At 50.9% G+C, this 19,349-nt stretch carries 15 protein-coding genes; 7 read left to right on the top strand and 8 right to left on the bottom strand.

The window, feature by feature from the left end:
• Positions 1-4: 4 nt before the first annotated feature.
• Both IQE94_RS05215 and IQE94_RS05210 read right to left on the bottom strand, forming a co-directional pair.
• Positions 5-1,459, bottom strand: coding sequence for a PucC family protein (locus tag IQE94_RS05215; protein ID WP_212716636.1), 1,455 nt, complete (start codon positions 1,457-1,459; stop codon positions 5-7).
• A gap of 61 nt (positions 1,460-1,520) precedes the next feature.
• On the bottom strand, positions 1,521-4,565 hold the full coding sequence (locus IQE94_RS05210) for a response regulator (RefSeq protein ID WP_223342837.1): 3,045 nt from the start codon (positions 4,563-4,565) through the stop codon (positions 1,521-1,523).
• Positions 4,566-4,634: 69 nt separating this feature from the next.
• Here IQE94_RS05210 and IQE94_RS05205 point away from each other — a divergent pair, with 69 nt between their 5' ends.
• The 6 genes from IQE94_RS05205 (at position 4,635) to IQE94_RS05180 (ending at position 11,299) form a co-directional block, all read left to right on the top strand.
• Complete coding sequence (locus IQE94_RS05205; protein ID WP_223342836.1) at positions 4,635-5,648, top strand: NAD(P)/FAD-dependent oxidoreductase; 1,014 nt, start codon at positions 4,635-4,637, stop codon at positions 5,646-5,648.
• On the top strand, positions 5,645-5,908 hold the full coding sequence (locus tag IQE94_RS05200) for a hypothetical protein (protein ID WP_223342835.1): 264 nt from the start codon (positions 5,645-5,647) through the stop codon (positions 5,906-5,908). Before IQE94_RS05205 ends, IQE94_RS05200 begins: the two co-directional genes overlap by 4 nt.
• Positions 5,872-6,813 (top strand): S-layer homology domain-containing protein, encoded by a 942-nt coding sequence (locus IQE94_RS05195; RefSeq protein ID WP_223342834.1) that lies wholly within the window; start codon positions 5,872-5,874, stop codon positions 6,811-6,813. The genes IQE94_RS05200 and IQE94_RS05195 overlap by 37 nt, the downstream gene beginning before the upstream one ends.
• Positions 6,814-7,058: 245 nt before the next feature.
• Positions 7,059-7,874 carry a cyanophycinase gene (locus tag IQE94_RS05190; protein ID WP_194014303.1) on the top strand — a complete coding sequence of 272 codons (816 nt, stop codon included), beginning with the start codon at positions 7,059-7,061 and terminating at the stop codon, positions 7,872-7,874.
• Positions 7,875-8,021: 147 nt separating this feature from the next.
• On the top strand, positions 8,022-10,643 hold the full coding sequence (gene cphA, locus IQE94_RS05185; protein WP_223342833.1) for a cyanophycin synthetase: 2,622 nt from the start codon (positions 8,022-8,024) through the stop codon (positions 10,641-10,643).
• A 29-nt stretch (positions 10,644-10,672) separates the two neighbouring features.
• Positions 10,673-11,299: a DUF4129 domain-containing protein gene (locus IQE94_RS05180; protein WP_223342832.1), complete on the top strand. Its 627-nt coding sequence runs from the start codon at positions 10,673-10,675 to the stop codon at positions 11,297-11,299.
• Here the strand turns inward: IQE94_RS05180 and IQE94_RS05175 are convergent.
• The gene (locus IQE94_RS05175; RefSeq protein ID WP_223342831.1) at positions 11,275-12,474 is read right to left on the bottom strand and encodes a glutathione S-transferase family protein; all 1,200 of its coding nucleotides are present in this window, start codon (positions 12,472-12,474) and stop codon (positions 11,275-11,277) included. The genes IQE94_RS05180 and IQE94_RS05175 overlap by 25 nt on opposite strands.
• A 221-nt stretch (positions 12,475-12,695) precedes the next feature.
• Here IQE94_RS05175 and IQE94_RS05170 point away from each other — a divergent pair, with 221 nt between their 5' ends.
• Positions 12,696-13,007, top strand: a complete 312-nt coding sequence (locus IQE94_RS05170; protein ID WP_223342830.1) for a hypothetical protein — start codon at positions 12,696-12,698, stop codon at positions 13,005-13,007.
• Between the two features lie 87 nt (positions 13,008-13,094).
• Here IQE94_RS05170 and IQE94_RS05165 read toward each other — a convergent pair whose 3' ends face one another.
• The 5 genes from IQE94_RS05165 to aspS form a co-directional block, all read right to left on the bottom strand.
• A complete protein-coding gene (locus IQE94_RS05165) occupies positions 13,095-13,550 on the bottom strand; it encodes a GFA family protein (RefSeq protein ID WP_223342829.1) in 456 nt (151 codons plus the stop codon).
• 273 nt (positions 13,551-13,823) lie between these two features.
• Positions 13,824-14,636 (bottom strand): carbohydrate ABC transporter permease, encoded by an 813-nt coding sequence (locus tag IQE94_RS05160; protein WP_190598501.1) that lies wholly within the window; start codon positions 14,634-14,636, stop codon positions 13,824-13,826.
• 124 nt (positions 14,637-14,760) lie between these two features.
• On the bottom strand, positions 14,761-15,924 hold the full coding sequence (locus IQE94_RS05155) for a GuaB3 family IMP dehydrogenase-related protein (protein ID WP_212716618.1): 1,164 nt from the start codon (positions 15,922-15,924) through the stop codon (positions 14,761-14,763).
• A gap of 101 nt (positions 15,925-16,025) precedes the next feature.
• Positions 16,026-17,504: a hypothetical protein gene (locus IQE94_RS05150; protein WP_212716616.1), complete on the bottom strand. Its 1,479-nt coding sequence runs from the start codon at positions 17,502-17,504 to the stop codon at positions 16,026-16,028.
• A 25-nt stretch (positions 17,505-17,529) separates the two neighbouring features.
• A complete protein-coding gene (aspS, locus tag IQE94_RS05145; protein ID WP_223342828.1) occupies positions 17,530-19,329 on the bottom strand; it encodes an aspartate--tRNA ligase in 1,800 nt (599 codons plus the stop codon).
• Positions 19,330-19,349 lie beyond the last annotated feature (20 nt).

Below are 19,349 nucleotides of genomic sequence, written 5' to 3'. Positions count from 1 at the left end.
TTTTTCAGCCGTCTAAATCCCCCGCCATCACCGTGGCGATCGCCGTTTTGGCATTGTCCTGAAATTCCCGCACGTTAACCTTGTTGAGCAGGAAAATAGACAAAATTAGCCCCAGGGCTTGGAGGGCAAACACCAAACCGTAGGCCAACACTGCATTAGCAAACAAAGCCTTGCCGATGTTCAAAATTGTGCCCCCGGCCACGGTGGCTAAGCCCCTAGAAATGGATTGGGCTAAACCCCAGGCCCCGATGAAAGTGCCAGCGGTTTCCACTGCGGTGAGGTCCAACATCAAACTGGTGGCTCCGGCGGTGATCATGCCCGATGCTAAACCGAAGAAAAGTAAACCAGATTTTAACAGGGTCACATTTTCCTGAAATCCCGCCAGAATTAGCAAGGAAAAACACAAGGCGGCCAGGGCACAGCCTAGGGAAGTGGTGCGTTGCTTGCCTAAACGGGGTACGACAAAAAAGCCGGTGGAGCCAATGCCCAACAGGGTACCCATGCCAAAAAAGGCGTTTAACTGGGTGGTTTCGGAAATGCAAAGATTAAAGACTTCCCCGCCGTAGGGTTCCAGCACCGCATCCTGCATAAATAGGCTCAGGGTCAGCAGTAGTAAAAAACCAAAAAAGATGGCGGTTTGTCGGCTGGCAGTCAGTACCTTCACTGCTTGCGCCAGGGTGATTTCATCCTCCCGGCCCTCGGAACGATCGCCAAAACGGGAATATTTTTTTTCCACCCCCACCGTGGCCAGCCAAGCAAGGAAAACCACGATTGCCGGCATGATGATAAAGACGGGATTAATGCCCCGTTGCAGTTGGGCAATGTCAACGGTTTTTTTCACCACCAGGGCATCGGCATCCAACAGGGCCCGACCGCAAATTTCCGGGGTGTTTAAAAGGCGGGAACTGACAATGGCCCCCAGCACAATGCCCACCATCAACATAGACCAGACAATACCCACCAGTTTGGAGCGGTTATCTTCGTCGGATACGTCCACCAACAGGGCGGCAAAGGGGGTGGAACTTAAACTCAGGGTGACCCCATAGGCAGCGAAAACTGTGCCCAACGCTATGCTCCAAAAAATTGTCAGGGCTCCCCAACCATTATTTTGCAAACTTAGCCCCAACTGCCACACCACCTGGAGGGCGATAAAGGACAACACCGTAAAGCCTAGGGCGCCCAACCAAACGTAACCAGTGCGATGGTAACCCCACAACCGCTGACTGTCGGATAGTTGCCCACACCAGACTTTAAAAGGGCTGACAAACTGATACATGGCGATCGCCGTGGCGGCCACCCACGGTAACACTGCCAGCTCGTCAATTAAAATGCGGTTGAGCACACCTAAGGTTAACAGGGACATAATGCCCAGCCCCATCTGGAATAACCCCAGGCGGAACATGGTCACCAGGGGCAATTTTGGCAACGGGGCTCCGGCCATCGATTCGCTAACGGTCATGAATACATTGCCAGAGAAAACACTCCGTATTCTAACCAACCAATGCCCGGCAAAACTTTTCCTAGAGGCGATCGAGCATGGTTTGCAGTTCCCTCTGCACCCTTGCATAGCTAGCCGTTAGGGTGGAGACATGGTCTGGGTTCATGGCCCGGGAGTTCCGTTGGCGGGCAAGATTTTCTAAGGTTTTAGCCTGTTGGGCCAGGAGCACCGCCCCCAAATTAGCACTGCTAGAACCCAACGTATGGGCGGCTAAACTCAAATCTACCCAATCTTGATTGGCGATCGCCATTTTGATCCTCTGCAACAGTGCTGGCACCGTCTGGCAATAGATATCGCTAATTTCCCTGAGAATTAAGTCACCATTTTCTTCGTCCAATTCCCGCAGAGAATGAATTATGTCTTGGTCAATGGGAGGTAAGGCCATGCTGGCCAAGTTTTCTGGATCGGGGCTAGAAGGGGATGGTTTTGCCTCAAAAGCATTGACACTGGGAAGGGCGGTAACCGTATTTTGGCTGGTGGACTGGAGCGCCGTGGCAGCTACCTGTAACGCCTGTTGCAAAGCTTCCAAGCGGATCGGTTTACTGACATAATCATTCATGCCGCTGGCCAAACACCGTTCCCGATCGCCTTCCATGGAATAGGCTGTCACCGCAATGATCCAAGGTCTTTCACTCCGGCCCTGGGACTGCCGGATCTGCTTCGTAGCAGTCAAACCATCCATTTCCGGCATTTCCACATCCATCAACACCACATCGTAATCCCCCTTAGCCAAAGCCGAGAGGGCTTCTTGGCCGTTGTTGACCACATCCACTGGATAACCCAACTTTTTCAGTAAGAGCTTAGCCACCTGTTGATTAATTAGGTTATCTTCCGCCAGCAAAATAGTTAAATGGGAAGGGGCATAGGGAAACAAAGGCCCGCTGATTGCCTCCGTGGACACTAGGGTGGGAGGCTCGGTTTGTCCCAACACCTGCACCAAGGTATTTTCCAGCTCATCAGGATTAATTGGACTCCTGATCCAGGCCCCTACCGGTGATTTATCGCCGCTGTAGCGCTCTCCTAGGGATAGGTAAATGTCCGTTGCCACCAGCACAGGAATGTCTTGGTCAGTAGGGCCCAAAGCTGCAATTTCCCCCAAATCAAAATCAGCCAAAGCCTCTCCCCTGCCGCCTGGATGGGGACAATGAATGATTAGGGCGCTATAGGTTTTTTGCGCTAATTTTTCCCGTAGATCCTCCCCCAGTTTTGCGGGAGAAGAAAAAGTAATTTGCTCCGCTTGGAGACGCCAACTGGCCAAAAGATTTTGCATTCTGGTGGCCCGGCCTTCGTCGTAATCCGCCACCAACACCGAGCGCCCAAGGAACAGGGAGTGGCGCAAATTATGAGCAGAATAGGCACAACTGGGCACCACCGTTAAATTGACAGTGAAATAGAAAGTCGAGCCTGGGGTTGTCGGTTGCCCGATCTGCCAAGGGTCGGGGGGGTCTCCCACCACAAAACCATTACTTTCCGCCCAGATGGTGCCCCCCATCAAAGCAGTTAAACGGACACAAATGGCCAAGCCCAACCCAGTGCCGCCAAAACGACGGGTAATGGAAGAGTTGCCCTGACTAAAGGCCTGGAACAAAGCTTGTTGTTGGTTGGGAGCAATGCCAATGCCAGTATCCTGGACCGCAAAACAGAGTTGATATTCTCCCTTGGCCGCGTCATGGTCCACCACTTCCACCGTCACCTTAACCTGCCCTGCTTCGGTGAATTTGACCGCATTGCTGAGGAGATTAACCAAAATTTGCCTGAGGCGGGTCACATCCCCCTGGAGGTTGGGGGGAATGGGAGTGAGAAAACGTCGGATTAAGGTAAGGGATTTTTCCCGGGCGCTGGGCATCACCACATCTAAGGCTTCCTCCAGGCATTGCCCCAAATCAAATGGGTACACTTCCAGGTCTAATTTCCCAGCCTCAATCTTGGAAAAGTCCAAAATATCGTTAATTAGGGTGAGCAGGGTTTCTCCACTGTTGCGGATGGTTTGGGTGAAATATTTTTGTTGGGTGGTTAATTCCGTATCTAGTAATAGTCCGGTCATGCCGATAATGGCATTCATGGGGGTGCGAATTTCGTGGCTCATGGTGGCCAAAAATTCACCTTTGGAGCGGTTAGCCGCCTCTGCTGCACTGGTAGCTGCCACCAATTCTTGGTTTTGTTCAGCCAATTGTTGCCGCATGCGCCGTTCCATTTCCAAGGATTGCCCCTGAATGACTTCCACTTGTTTACGCTGGCTGATGTCTCGGTAAAGCCAAAAATGACCCTGGGAGCTATCCCCCAACACAATAGGCACATAATCCCGCTCAAAAAAACGTCCGTCCTGTAGGTGCAGTTCCACTTTTAGCAATGGTGCCGGGTACTCGATCGCCAAAAAGTCCTGGGTTATACCCTCACCATGGGACACAAGGCCATTAATGCGGGGGGCGATCGCCGTCAAATTTTTACCTAGCAGGAGGTCAGCGGGAAAACCAAGGTTAAACAGCCGGGCAAATTCGGGATTGACCACCACAATGTCGCCCTGGGCGTCGGTCATTAGCACCCCTGCTTGCATATTTTGCACCAGGGTACTGAGGCGGGTGGAGGTGCAAGCCAAGGCTTCAGCGGTTTTGGCCTGTTCTAGCAAGGCATGGCGTAGATTATCCCTGGTTTGTTTTAGTTCCAAGTGCGTCTTCACCCGGGCCAACAGTTCCGGCGGGCTAAAGGGTTTGGTGACATAGTCCACTGCCCCCTTAGCAAAGGCTTGGAGCAGATGTTGTTTTTCGTTGCTAGCAGTAAGAAAAATTACCGGAATATCCCTGGCCTGGGGATCCTGTTTGAGGCGATCGCACACTTCTAGCCCATCCATGCCGGGCATCATCAAATCCAACAGAATCAAGTCTGGTTGAGCCTGGGTCACCCGTTGCAGAGCTTCCGGCCCGGAGGTGACAAAGGTGGTGCTGTAACCTTCCCCTTCCAACAGCTCGGAAATGACATAGATATTATCTTTCACATCATCTACCACTAGAATGAGAAAACTCTCTGGCTCAAAAATGGCAATGGCTGAGGGGGGATGGGATGGGGACATTACAAATTTGCCCGTTGATGTTTTGATTGTTGATATTTCGATTATCTAGGGCAATAAGCCCACAGGCCGATGGAAGAGTTTGCAGTGGTGATAATTGGAGCAGGGCCCGCTGGGGGGCAATGTGCTCGACGGTTGGCCCAAAAGGGTGTCCGAGTTCTGTTAGTGGAGCAACATTCAAATTTTAGCCAAAATAATTACTCTAGCGCCGCTAGTCCTTTGGAAACCATGGCATTGTTCGATCTACCTCCAGGGGTGGTGGCCCGTTATTGGCGCAATTTGGCAATCGCCGCCAGTGAAAGTGAACAAACATGGCACAGCGATCAACCCCAGGGAGTGGTGTTCGATTTTGCTAAATTACGACAATTTTTAGCAGATGCAGTCACAGAGGCGGAGAGCCAGGTTTGGTTAGGGCACCGTTTTTCGAGTTACCAACAGGGAGAATCTGGGTTAGAGGTAACCCTATCTTGCCGAGATGCCCTAGGTACTGGATCCTCTGAAAAGGTAACAGTAAAAGCCCAGGTACTAATTGATGCCACCGGGTCAAAACGGGCGGTGATTAATTATGGGCAACCCAAAGTCACAGATAACGGCCAGTATTACCGGGGCATTGGCACAGAATATTTAATTACAGTGGATGAAGCTACCCATAAGCGTTTTACGGACACCTTAGTTTTTTTCCTCGGTTACCGTTGGAGTCCCCAGGGCTATTCCTGGATTTTTCCCATGGATAATGGGCAGCTAAAGGTGGGCACGGCTATTTTTGCGGGGAAGCATCGCCATCTGGGGAAGTTAAAGCCAATCCGTTCCTACACCGAAGCCATTATCAAGGATTATTTAAAACTAGAAAGACCCCAATACCATCTGGTGGAAATCCATGGTTCTGTCCTTGACTACGCCGTTAACCAAGGGGACACTTACCACCGTGGTTCGGTGTTGGCGATCGGAGATGCGGTGTCAACGGTGAATTTTTTGGGGGGGAAGGCATTCGCCATGGTATGCAGGGGGCCAATATTGCTGTTCCCTTTGTGCTGGGTTATCTCCGGGGGGATCAACAAGCTTTCGGAAAGTATGAGCAGGCGATGAAATCCCACTTTGCTGAACCCTGGCAACGGACAGAAAAATTAAGTCAACGGGTTTACCTGGAGTTTGGCGATCGCCAAATTGATTTGGGGGTGACGTACTTGAGCTATTTCCGCTATGAAGATGTGTTGGATCTCCTTTTCCACTACCGATTTGATAGGATCTATGGGGGCATTACTCCCCTGTTGCTCAAAAAAGTTGCCCAATTCAGCCAGCAGTGCCGCCAATGGCTCAGAAATCTTCGTCGTTTTTTCCCTGTTTAATTATTGGACTTGGTGTCCTGTTGGGGGCCTGTAGTGGCAATCAGGCGTTGCAGGATCGTTTTGCCGCTAATCCTTCCCTGGGCAGTTCCCCTAATCCCACTTCCCCGGTTTCCCCTGCCCCAACTCCCCAACCCACAGAGGCAGAGCCCACCACCACACCGGCACCAACCCCTACTGCCACTTTTTCTACGGGCACTTTTAGCGATCTAGACAAAGTAGGCGATCGCCAAAGGGCAGAAATTGAAGACCTGAGTCAACTAGGCATTGTCCAAGCTAAAACGGGGCAGGAATTTGCGCCCCAAAGTAACATCAGTCGGGGAAAATTCGCCCGCTGGTTATTTCAAGCCAATAACATATTTTTTGCCAACCAACCCAGTAAACAAATCAGGCCCGCTTCTGGTAACGCCACCCCTCTTTTCACCGACGTTCCCCCCAACCACTCCGACTTTGCCCAAATTCAAGGTTTAGCCGATGCTGGTTTAATCCCCTCTAGCCTCACCAACGACCCCAGCGCCACCCAGTTTCGCCCCGGTGCTCCCCTAACCAGAGAAGATTTAATCCGCTGGAAAGTCCCCCTAGACCACCGCCGGGCACTGCCTAATGCCAGCCTGGAAAATATCAAAGAAACCTGGGGTTTTCAGGACGCCGCCAAAATTAGCCCTAACATTTGGCCCGCCCTAGCCGCCGACTTCCAAAACGGCGATCAATCCAACCTCAAAAGAATGTTTGGTTACATCACCATCTTTCAACCCCAACGTCCAGTAACCAGGGGAGAAGCGGCCTCAGCCCTCTGGTTTTTAGGAGCCCAGACCGATGGTCTAAGCGCCAAAGATGTCATTAATGCTCCTGCAGCTCCATCCCCCGAAGTTGAACCCACCGTTACCCCAGAGAATTCCCCCAATTAGTTAATGGTAAAAATCGCTTGCCGTGACTAATTGAACTTAAATTTGACTGAATTTAAGGAGCTTTGACCATGGGCTGACCCTATCTGAGTAGTAATAATAATTTGGTCGAGGAATTTAAATCTGACCAAGCCGCCTCAATGGTTGTCACAATGCCCAGAAAAACTCTTGGCATGGACTTTTTTTCTTTGTCCGGTCAAGATAATATTAGTCTGCTGATCAGAGAACTGAACCCCTAAGAGTTGACAATGCCCCTATCCTCCCAACCGGCCATCTTAATTATTGGTGGTGCAGAAGATAAAGTTCACGGCCGTGAAATTTTACAAACATTTTGGTCGCGTTCCGGTGGCACCGACGCCATTATTGGCATTATTCCATCCGCATCTCGGGAGCCTTTGCTAATTGGGGAGAGATATCAAACTATCTTTGGCGACATGGGGGTCAAAGAGTTAAAGGTATTGGATATCCGTGACCGCTCCCAGGGGGACGACAGTGGTTACCGGGAATTTGTCGAACAGTGTACAGGCATTTTTATGACCGGGGGAGATCAGCTACGCCTTTGTGGGCTGTTGGCAGATACCCCTCTAATGGATCGCATTCGTCAACGGGTACATAACGGGGAAATTAGTTTGGCGGGCACCAGTGCGGGGGCAGCGGTGATGGGGCATCACATGATTGCCGGGGGCAGTAGCGGCGAATGGCCCAATCGAGCCTTGGTGGATATGGCGGTGGGGCTGGGTATCATTCCAGAAATTGTGGTGGATCAACATTTCCATAACCGTAATCGCATGGCCCGACTATTAAGTGCCGTTTCCACCCATCCAGAACTGTTGGCCCTAGGCATTGATGAAGATACCTGCGCCATGTTCGAGCGGGACGGCTCTGTTAAAGTTATCGGCCAGGGTACGGTGTCCTTTGTGGATGCTAGGGACATGAGCTACACCAACGCCGCTGTGGTGGGGGCCAATGCTCCGTTAAGCCTGCATAATCTACGCCTCAATATCCTTGTGCATGGGGAAGTTTACCATCAAGTAAAACAGCGGGCTTTTCCTCGGGTAATCTAGGGGTGACCCAAGGCAGGTAACGTTCCCTGACCCTAGGGACTAACTCGGATCAATTGTTCACAGCGAACAGTTTCAGTCAGAGGCCTAGCTTGAGAATGATAGTCGGCGTGTTGTGCTTCTTGCATTGGTTCTTGACTGACACAGATCATGAAAATTCTTAAAACCCTTACTCTCCGCGGCCCCAACTATTGGAGCATTCGACGCAAGAAGCTAATTGTAATGCGCCTAGACTTGGAGGATTTGGCGGAGCGACCCTCGAGCAGTATTCCCGGTTTTTATGAAGGGTTAATCAGGGTCTTGCCCTCCCTCATAGAACACTTTTGCTCCCCAGGACACCGGGGCGGCTTTTTGGAGAGGGTGCAGGAGGGAACCTATATGGGCCATATCGTTGAGCATGTGGCCCTGGAACTCCAGGAGTTGGTGGGCATGACAGCGGGATTTGGCCGCACCAGGGAGACTTCGACCCCAGGCATTTATAATGTTGTCTATGAATATGTGGATGAACAGGCGGGACGTTATGCCGGCAGGGCGGCGGTGCGTTTATGTCGTTCCCTGGTGGATACGGGGGATTATCCCCAGGCTGAACTAGAAAAGGATTTAGAAGATTTACGGGATTTGGGAGCTAACTCGGCCCTGGGCCCCAGCACCGAAACCATTGTCACCGAAGCCGATGCCCGCAAAATTCCTTGGATGCTTCTCAGTGCTCGGGCCATGGTGCAGTTGGGTTATGGCATCCATCAACAGAGAATTCAGGCGACCCTTAGTTCCCAATCTGGCATTCTGGGGGTGGAACTGGCCTGTGATAAGGAAGGAACCAAAACCATTCTCCAGGATGCGGGTATCCCGGTGCCCCGGGGTACTACCATTCAATATTTTGATGATTTGGAAGAGGCGATTAACGATGTGGGGGGTTATCCGATAGTCATTAAACCCCTGGATGGCAACCATGGTCGGGGCATCACCATTAATGTGCGCCATTGGCAAGAGGCGATCGCCGCCTATGATTTGGCTGCAGAAGAGTCGAAAAGTCGTTCCATCATTGTGGAGCGGTACTACGAGGGCAGTGACCACCGGGTATTGGTGGTAAATGGCAAACTGGTGGCGGTGGCGGAGAGAATCCCGGCCCATGTGACCGGGGACGGCAACTCCACCATTAGTGAATTAATTGATAAAACTAACCGAGACCCCAATCGCGGCGATGGCCACGATAATATCCTTACCAAAATTGTGGTCAATAAAACGGCGATCGATGTGATGGAACGCCAGGGCTATAACCTGGACAGTGTTTTACCCAAGGATGAAGTGGTTTATCTGCGGGCCACGGCCAACCTCAGCACCGGCGGCATTGCCATTGACCGCACCGACGATATTCACCCAGAAAACGTCTGGTTAATGGAACGGGTGGCCAAAGTGATTGGCCTGGACATTGCCGGCATCGACGTGGTGACCTCCGACATCAGTAAGCCCCTGCGGGAAACCAACGGGGTAATTGTGGAAGTGAACGCGGCCCCCGGTTTTCGCATGCATGTGGCCCCCAGCCAAGGCTTACCCCGTAACGTGGCCGCACCAGTGTTGGATATGCTCTTTCCCCCCGGCACCCCCAGCCGCATTCCCATTTTGGCGGTGACGGGCACCAATGGTAAAACCACCACCACTCGCCTTTTGGCCCATATTTATCAGCAAACAGGCAAAACGGTGGGCTACACCAGCACCGATGCCATTTATATCAATGAATACTGTGTGGAAAAAGGGGACAATACGGGGCCCCAGAGTGCCGGGGTAATCCTGCGGGATCCCACGGTGGAAGTGGCGGTGTTGGAAACAGCCCGGGGCGGAATTTTGCGGGCAGGACTAGCCTTTGATACCTGTGACGTGGGTGTAGTACTCAACGTGGCCGCAGATCACCTCGGTTTGGGAGACATTGACACCATTGAACAAATGGCCAAAGTTAAATCGGTCATTGCAGAAGTGGTGGATCCCAGTGGCTATGCGGTGCTCAATGCCGATGACCCCTTGGTGGCAGCCATGGCGGATAAGGTGAAAGCTAAGGTGGCCTATTTTTCCATGAATCCCGATAACCCCATTATCCAAACCCACATACGGCGAAATGGGATTGCAGCGGTCTATGAATCTGGTTATTTGTCCATTTTGGAAGGTTCCTGGACTCTGCGGGTGGAACAGGCCACATTGATTCCCATGACCATGGGGGGAATGGCACCGTTTATGATTGCCAATGCCCTGGCCGCTTGCTTGGCCGCCTTTGTGAATGGCTTAGATGTGGAAATCATTCGCCAGGGGGTACGCACCTTCACCACCTCGGCAGAACAGACTCCTGGTAGGATGAATTTATTTAATCTCGGTCGTTACCATGCGTTGGTGGACTATGCCCACAATCCGGCCGGTTATCGGGCCGTAGGGGATTTTGTCAAAAACTGGCGGGGTCAACGCTTTGGGGTGGTGGGGGGCCCTGGCGATCGCCGGGACAGTGATCTGATCGAATTGGGGCAAATTGCCGCCCAAGTGTTTGATCGTATTATTGTCAAGGAAGATGACGATAAACGGGGTCGTTCAGAGGGAGAAGCGGCGGATTTAATTATTAAGGGCATTTTGCAAGAAAATCCTGGCGCTGACTACGAGCTAATTTTGAATGAAACCACCGCCCTCAACCAGGCCCTAGATGGCGTTGAAACCGATGGCTTGGTGGTGATGTTCCCCGAAAGTGTCACCAGGGCGATCGACATGATCAAGGGCCGTAATCCCATCGGCTAAGGCTCTTTCCGTTTTTTCTAACCAATGCCATGGCTACCTATCAAAAAAGCAACCTTGCCTGGGAATTGCAACAGTTAACGCAGAATGGGCGGGAATGGGTGGCCTGGCAGACTGATCGCCTCTGGCAGGGAGTGCCTCCCATACCGGGGTTAAATATTCCCCATTGGGAACGGTGGGAAGAATTAATTTTCCACGGCTTACTCTGGTTAATTATTGCAATGGTGATCGCCGTCCTTTGGTTTAATCGCAAAACGTGGCAGAGATATTGGCATAATTTGAGCAAAGTTGATCTGAGTCCTCATTTTTTGCCCCCAAATCCCGGAGTTAATCATTGGATTAGAACGGCCCACCAGGCCGCCCGCCAGGGGGATTATTACCAAGCTTGTCGCCATTTGTACTTGGCCATGTTGCAAATGTTGCAGGAGCAAAGGGGTTTAGATCAAACACCGGGGAGAACTGACCGGGAATATCAGCAGTTAACGGCGCAATTTCCCCAGGCGCTCGCCTATAACACTCTTTTCACCATCCATCAGGAACTTTGTTTTGGCCAGCAACAGGCTTCCCTCGAGTTATTTGAAGATTGCCAGGGGGCGATCACCCAATTGGAACATGGCCCTAGGGCAACGATGGATCAGCAAAAATTGGCTGGGTCTTGATCCCGGCGGTGGCGTACTGGAATTGGTTCCCCTTGTTGATCTCCCACTAAACTAGCAGTGGTTTCCAACGCTTGGCGGAGATGTTTGGCGGCGTAAATGGACATATCCCGGGGCACATTAATACGATCCCGCAGATAACGCAATGCTTGGTCAGTACCCTGGGGCGGTGTACATTGTTCCCCCGTAGCCAGTAGGGTTAACGCACAGCGTAGGGCTTGGTCAAAACTCTCCCCCTGGTCATGGCCGTTGACCTCAATAATATTGCGGTGATGTTTCACCACCCTGGCGATCGCCTCTTGCTTAACGTTTTCTGGTTCTGGGTAGGTGGCATCGGGCAAACCAAACCAAGGGCCATGATCCACCTGCTCTTGGTTCTGCCGGGCTTGGGCACTGCCGTTGGAGTAACAACCACCCATTTGGGGAGGCAAATCATGGGCATGGGTATGGAAATCACTCTGGGTGCCCCGGTAAGTAGCCCTAGTTTCCAAAGCCCCAAACCAGTCTTTGAGCCGGGGATTATTTTCCCGCAGAGAATAACCTTTGTAATAAAATAGGCTGGCATGCATGCGTTCTACATAGGGAATAAAAACGATGTCAGCAGTGCTAAATTCCGGCAAAAAATAGGGGCCAGGCAATTTTTCCAGGGCTTTTTCCACTTGATCAACTACCTGTTGGAACTGTTGTTGATTCCGTTGATCGGCACCGGGAAACATGGCTGGGTAACAGAGCCAATTACACCACGCTCGAAACAATAGTCTTTCCAGTTTTCTGAGGGGTAAAACCAATGGATCTTCCATGCCCCAAAGCAATAGTCCAAAAGCTTTCTCTAAAGCCATTAAAATATCGTCGCTTTCAGTGTGGAATCTGCCATTTAATTCCAAAGCCGGTAACATTCCCGATGGCACCAATTTTTTATACCAAGCTTCCTTTTCCCCATAGCAAAACATAGTCACTTTTTTAATTTGGTAGGGAATTTGCTTTTCTTCTAACCACAACCAAACTTTTTGACAATAGGGACACCAGGCATGATTATCCCGATAGAGGGTAACTCGCACAGCCTCCTCAGGTTGCCCAAACAACCTTAAGGTTGCCTGGGCATTGGTGGCACCGTTAACTGTATCCACTTGGTAGTTAAGCAATTCCGCTAGAGCTGGCCAGGAAAGGGGATTAGTCATAAATTTTTATCGGTTTAATAGTAGTTAAATAAGATGATAAAGCTGAAAGAAATATTTGGTAATTTAACTAGAATGATCGGGATGATTCTAGATCAGTATCTATACTTTTAATTCTAACCATTAGTATCATTCAAGCAATCAATGAAGCAATGAAACTGCGCCCTTCGTAGAATTGTATCATTTTTGATGTAAGGTGAAGCGGAACCATCAGCCACTACAATATGAAGCAAATTATTCCCGCACTGATCACTTTTTCTTTTTTTTCAATGGCGATCGTCCAGCGCGCCCCTGGCATTGCCGCCTTGACCCCCCAGTACCAAAATATCAAGGATTTAGAGGTGATGGTCAATTACATTAAAGAAAGTCCTAACGTGGCGGCAACGTTGAAATCCATAGATTTAGAAAATCAGACCATTAACTATGGTCAAGATTGCCGGATCGGGTTTGAAAGAAAACCTTCTACTAAACCCCCCGGCTGGGTTGGCCCTGCCGAACCACTCCAATTCAAAGCAGTTAACTGTTTAGAAGAATGATTAACACAGAATGGTAATCATTACCAAATCGTAATTTTCAGTCAAAAAAGTCTAGACTAATACAGTTAACTCCACCGGACGCCGTATTTATTTCCCATTGGATGCAAATGCTTGGATCAGTGCTGGATAGTCCTCCTGGGCGGGAAATTTACTAAAACTGTACTTTGCCTCAGTGGTGGCCCAAGCCAGCTTTTCATCTGTGTAGCACTCAATGAATGGCCTATAGTTTTGAGTGTCCTCTAACAAGGTGGAGCGTACATTGACAAAATCATCCATCCCTTCAGGGCGTGTGAATAGCCAGCTCATACAATGGTCACAGAAGTAGTGACGTGTACCTCCGTGTAAACCACCGATAACAGGTGAACCTGATGCGATAAAAAATGCAGAACTGGGAAACAGTGAACTCAGACTAAATGCGCTTGATGTCATTTTTTGACATCCTGTACAGTGACAGGCCATAGTAATCAATGCTTTTGAAGACACTTCAAATTGAATCTTGCCGCAACGGCAACTTCCTTTAGTCTTGCAAGGTACATTGTTCACAGCAATTGATCTCCAAGTCTTCTATGGATAATTTATCGCAATTATCTCAATCAGCAAAATGGGAATATGGCTTGATGTATCTTTTGGCGATCGCCTGCATTCTTCAATTCAATTTAGATTGCAGGCTGCTGCACCGCAGGAAGCAGATGGAGCATATAATCCCGTTTTCCAATTTCCAATTGGTAAGTCCAAATGACGCAGTATTGCGTAGGTCATGATCATATTTTAATAAAGGTAGTGTTAAAGGAGTAAGAAAATATGCAGGTAAATATGTTATCCTTTGACCCCACTACTAGCCTCGGAGGGGATAATGTAACGTTGCACAAACAGAAACAGCACAATAATGGGAGCAATGGCAATCACGGAAGCCGCTGCAATTAACCGCCAGTCAAAATCCAAAGCACTAGATAATTGGGCAACGCCCAAAGGCAATGTGTAATATTCTGGTTGATCGAGCACAATCAAGGGCCAGAGAAAATCGCTCCAGGAACCGATAAAAACAAAAATGGCCAGGGTAACCAAGGCGGGGCGAATGGCCGGAATCATGATGTGCCACCAAATGCCCAGTTCTCGACAACCATCGATGCGGGCCGCCTCCTCCAATTCCTTGGGCACCCCTTGGAAAGCCTGACGGAGCAGAAAAATACCAAAGGCAGAAGCCAGGCTGGGGAAGATAATGCCCACGTAACTATTCCTGAGCCCCAAATTCACTGCCAGAATGTAGAGGGGAATCATGATCAACTGGAAAGGGATCATCAACGTGGCTACGATCGCCGCTAGGGTCACGTCTCGACCGACAAAGTTTAACCGAGCCAGGGGATAGGCGGCTAGGGCGCAAAAAAATAAATTGAGGGCCACAGTGATGCTGGAAACCACCACGCTGTTAAATAGGTAGCGGCCAAAGGGATAGTCTTGCCAAACCTTAATAAAATTCCCCAGGTTGGGTTGTCGGGGTAACAATTGCCCCAAACCCCCAAAGACATCCTCCGTCGGGGCTTTCAACGCCGTAGCTACCAACCACAGCAACGGCAACAACATGGCGATCGCCAACAAGACCAAAACTAGGTAAGTTTTCCAGTGTTTCACAGCGGTGGGGTAATAGCGGGTAGTGATTGGGCATTGTCAATAAAACTTAGCCCAGGGTAGCAAATAGACCAAAGAAAAACCCCCCAGAATGCTCCCAGGGGGTTGATAATTGCGATGGCAAGTATTACTTACCCATGCCCAACTGTTGGGCTTTTTGGTAAACTTTACCTTCTGTGAGCAGGGAAGGGGCAATGACCACATCCACCTGTTGCATTTCTTTCATATCTTTGGCTCCCAGGGTGCCCATGCTGGTTTTTAATGCCCCCAGCAGGTTATGGGTGCCGTCATCCAATTTGGCGGGCCCCACCAAAATCTCCCGAATGGTGCCAGTGGTACCGACATTAATACGAGTCCCCCGGGGTAATACGGGACTGGGGGTGGCCATCCCCCAATGAAAACCTCGTCCGGGAGCTTCCGCCGCCCTGGCAATGGGAGAACCGATCATCACCGCATCAGCACCGCAGGCAATACATTTGCAAATATCACCACCGGTAATGATGCCGCCGTCGGCAATTACGGGCACGTAACGGCCACTTTCTTGGAAATAGTCATCCCTAGCCGCCGCACAATCGGCGATCGCCGTTGGTTGAGGAACTCCTACCCCCAGCACTCCCCGGGAAGTACAAGCCGCTCCTGGGCCAATCCCCACCAATACTGCCGCTGCCCCAGCCCGCATCAACTCCAAGCTGACTTCGTAGGTAACACAATTACCCAACACCACCGGCATGGGCATTTCCCGACAAAGCTTGACCAGGTCCAAACTCTCCACCGACTCAGGGGATAGATGGGCTGTGGATACTACCGTAGCTTGAATAAATAACAGATCAGCCCCAGCTTCGGCCACCGTACTGGCATATTTGGCCGCCCCCACCGGAGTCAGGCTCACCGCCGCAATGCCACCAGCAGCTTGGATTTCTTGAATGCGCTTGGTAATTAACTCGGGCTTAATGGGTTCGGCGTAGAGTTCCTGCATTAACCCCACAAATTCCGTTTTGCCCACCGAAGCGATGCGGTCCAAAATCGGATTGGGATCTTCGTAACGGGTTTGGATGCCCTCTAAATTCACTACCCCCAAAGCACCTAGCTCTGAAAGCAGTACTGCCATGCGGCTATCTACTACCCCATCCATAGCGCTGGCAATAATGGGGATTTCTCGCTCAATGGCGCCCACTTGCCAGCGGGTATCGGCCAGGGCTGGGTCTAAAGTCCGCACTCCGGGAACCAGTGCAATTTCGTCGATACCATAGGCTCGACGGGCTGTTTTTCCCCGTCCAATCGTAATGTTCACGCTTACTTACTATTCCCAAACTGTTTAAATTAGCGTACCAAATAATCGACCCTTTGGGCGTCCTCAGGCCCGAATAACCCTAATCCAGTGGGGATCAGAGGCTATGGCATCCAACGGGGAGCAAAACCGGCAGTCAATTCTTGAGGGTCGGGATCAGCGTCGGTTTCCATGGCTAGATCTCCGGGTAGGGGCAGTAGCCAAACTCGTCCATCCACAATGGATCTTTGGGAATTGGTAAGCAGATCATGGGAACCCATACTAGGGCCGGTAGCCACCTGGTCAAACATTAACCCCAAACCGTCGGGGGCAATGGTGAGGTCAACTTCAGGGTAGTTGGGCAAAGCTAACAGGGGGCGGACTTGGCCATTGGCTAAATTAATCACCGCCAGGTAGGGTTCTGGTTGTACAGGCTCTCCTTCCCGTTGGATGAAATCCGCCTGCAAACAATAGGCCCTGGGTTGGGAGCGGGGATCGAAACGACAGCTTAATAGGGGATAAGGACCCCGTAAAATTTCCCTTTGGGTGCGGTCTTGCAGGTCATAAATGACCAAGGAATGGCTAAAATCTGGGTTTTGTTGGGTCAATAACAGTTCCTTGCCATTGGGAGAAAAATCTAAAGCTTGTTCTATAGCTTCCAAAAATTGGGGCGCCCCGGCGTTGGGGGTGAGGGGAATCAACCCCACTCCTCCTTCTTGGGTGACCGCCAGGAAATCACCATTGGGGCCAACAATGAACTGGTCAGCCTTAATGCCTAGGGGCCGGGGATCGACCCCTTTGGGGGCTATCCATAAACCAGCATCGGCAGGATTTTGAACATTCTGCCTAGCAATCACTAACATGCTGCCATTGATGGCCAGGGCAATGCGCTGATTATCGTAATCCTGACTTTCCCAAAGCCGTTCCAACTTTCCCGGTAAAACCTTGGTTTGGGTGTTGAGATTATTGATGCCGGTGGTGACAGTAAAAATATTCTGTTGTCCACTCCGGCGGGTGGGGTCAGTGGCGGTAAAAACCAGGCGATCGCCTTGGGGATAAATTTGAAATTGACGAACGGTGAGGTCCTTGGGGGTGAGGATGATTTTTTGGGGTTGTTGGGGGTTGGTGATGTTGTAGAGAATTAACCTCCCCCTTTCTTCGCCGCCCACACCGATGTAGACCAAAGCCCGGGCTCGACTGGTGATGACACTGGTGAAATCCCGCTTCCCTTGGCCCCGCACCATGGAGGGTAACGGTAGGCTCAACTGATAGTTAGTGCCGTACCGGGGAATTTCGGTCAGGGAGTAAAACCAACGCCGCCCCTGCCAAACAGTTTTTCCCGCCAAGGGCGGATTAATGGTCAACCCCGCCTCAATTTTCCCTGGTTCGACGGGGTGGTTAAACGCCATGGTCAGGGCCTGGGTCTGGGCTCCAATGTTGGTGTTGCGCCAACTGTATTGCGTCACCGACAGGGGACTTTGATTGCCCCGCAGTAGCACCACCGCAATTAAGCCAATCAGAATGATGGCGATCGCCCCCACGGTACGATCAAAGAGGCTCAATTTTTTCCATAAATCCGGAGTAGGGGAAAAACGTTCCATCATGGAGGCCAATAAAAAACAGGGCTACCTAGTCCTCCACTTTAGCTTTAGGGATGTAGGTAGAAGCCACCTCCAGCTCCTTAAGTTGCTTTTTATCCACCGCTGCTGGAGCTTCCGTGAGCAGACAACTGGCCTGTTGGGTTTTGGGGAATGCAATCACATCTCGAATGGAATCTTCCTTGGCCAACAACATCACTAACCGGTCTAAACCGTAGGCAATGCCGCCGTGGGGAGGGGTACCATACTCGAATGCATCCAGCAGGAAGCCAAATTTTTTGTGGGCTTCCTCCGGGGATAAGCCAATGGTGGCAAAGACTTTTTCCTGCACTTCCCGTTGGTAAATCCGCAAACTGCCACCGCCAATTTCCACGCCGTTCATTACTAAATCATAGGCCTGGGCCCGGGCGGTTTTTAAGTCCTCCAAGTCTTCAGGGTGGGGCGCAGTGAAGGGATGGTGCAGAGCTTCCCAACGCTTTTCGTCCGCATTCCACTCAAACATGGGAAAGTCCGTGATCCACAGTAGGTTGACGGCATCGGGATCGATCAAACCCAACTGTTCACCCAACACTAAACGGAGACGGGATAGGGATTTATTTACTGTGGCGGTATCTCCAGCACCAAACAGTAACAAATCCCCTGCGTTGGCCTGGGTACGTTGCAACAGGGTTTTTACCTGTTCTTCATCGAGGTTCTCCTTAATGGCACCAATGGTGTCAATGTCGCCGTTATCCCGCACCCGAATGTAGGCAATACCTTTCGCTCCGGCTTCTGTCGCCTCTTTGAATAAATCTCCGCCGGGTTTAATCCGCACATTGGAGATGGTTTCATTTCCACCAGGCACTCGAATGGCCTTGACAGAACCCCCACTGCTAACGGCGGCGGCAAAAACTTTAAACCCACAATTTCCCATCAATTCCGATAGATCCACCAGTTCTAAACCAAAGCGGGTATCCGGGCGATCGTTGCCGTATTTGGCCATGGAGGCCTGGTAGGTCAGCCGGGGAAACGGCCTGGGCAGCTCAATGCCTTTAACCACTTTGAAAATATGGCAGATTAAGACTTCGTTGAGGTCGAGAATTTCATCCTGCCCCATGAAGCTCATTTCCATATCCAACTGGGTAAATTCCGGCTGGCGATCGGCCCGTAAATCTTCATCCCGAAAACAGCGGGCAATTTGGTAATAGCGGTCCATACCCGCCACCATCAACAGTTGCTTGAACAGTTGGGGCGACTGGGGCAGGGCGTACCATTCCCCAGGGTTAACCCTGGAGGGCACTAGGTAATCCCTTGCCCCTTCGGGGGTGGAACGGGTGAGAATGGGAGTCTCAATTTCCAGAAAGTGCTCTTGGTCTTCCAGGAAACGGCGCATGGCTTTCACCACTTGATGGCGCAGTTGGAGATTTTGGCTTAACCTGGCCCGCCGCAGGTCTAGGTAGCGGTATTTGAGCCGCACATCTTCCCGCACCTGTTCTGCTTCGTGGCTGGACACCACAAAGGGCAATTGTTGATTGACGGCGTTGAGCAGGATGATGCTATCTGCATAGATCTCAATCTCCCCGGTGGGAATTTTCTCATTTAACGATTCCGGGGGGCGCTTACTAACCACACCGGTAACTTGCACCACGTATTCGTTCCGCAATCCTTCTGCCACCGGATAGGAGGCAGGGGTTTGGTCGGGGCTACTAGCGATTTGCACTATGCCCCGGCGATCGCGCAGGTCCAGGAAAATTACGCCACCATGATCCCGACGGCGATCGACCCAACCGTAGAGGGTAACAGTTTCCCCCAGATGGGTTGTCCGTAGGTCGCCGCAATAATGAGTACGCATAGAGGTGTTAATCAAGCAAA

The sequence above is a fragment of the Synechocystis sp. PCC 7339 genome, assembly GCF_019924095.1.
GTDB lineage: Bacteria > Cyanobacteriota > Cyanobacteriia > Cyanobacteriales > Microcystaceae > Synechocystis.
This window is presented reverse-complemented; position numbering and strand designations above follow the sequence as displayed.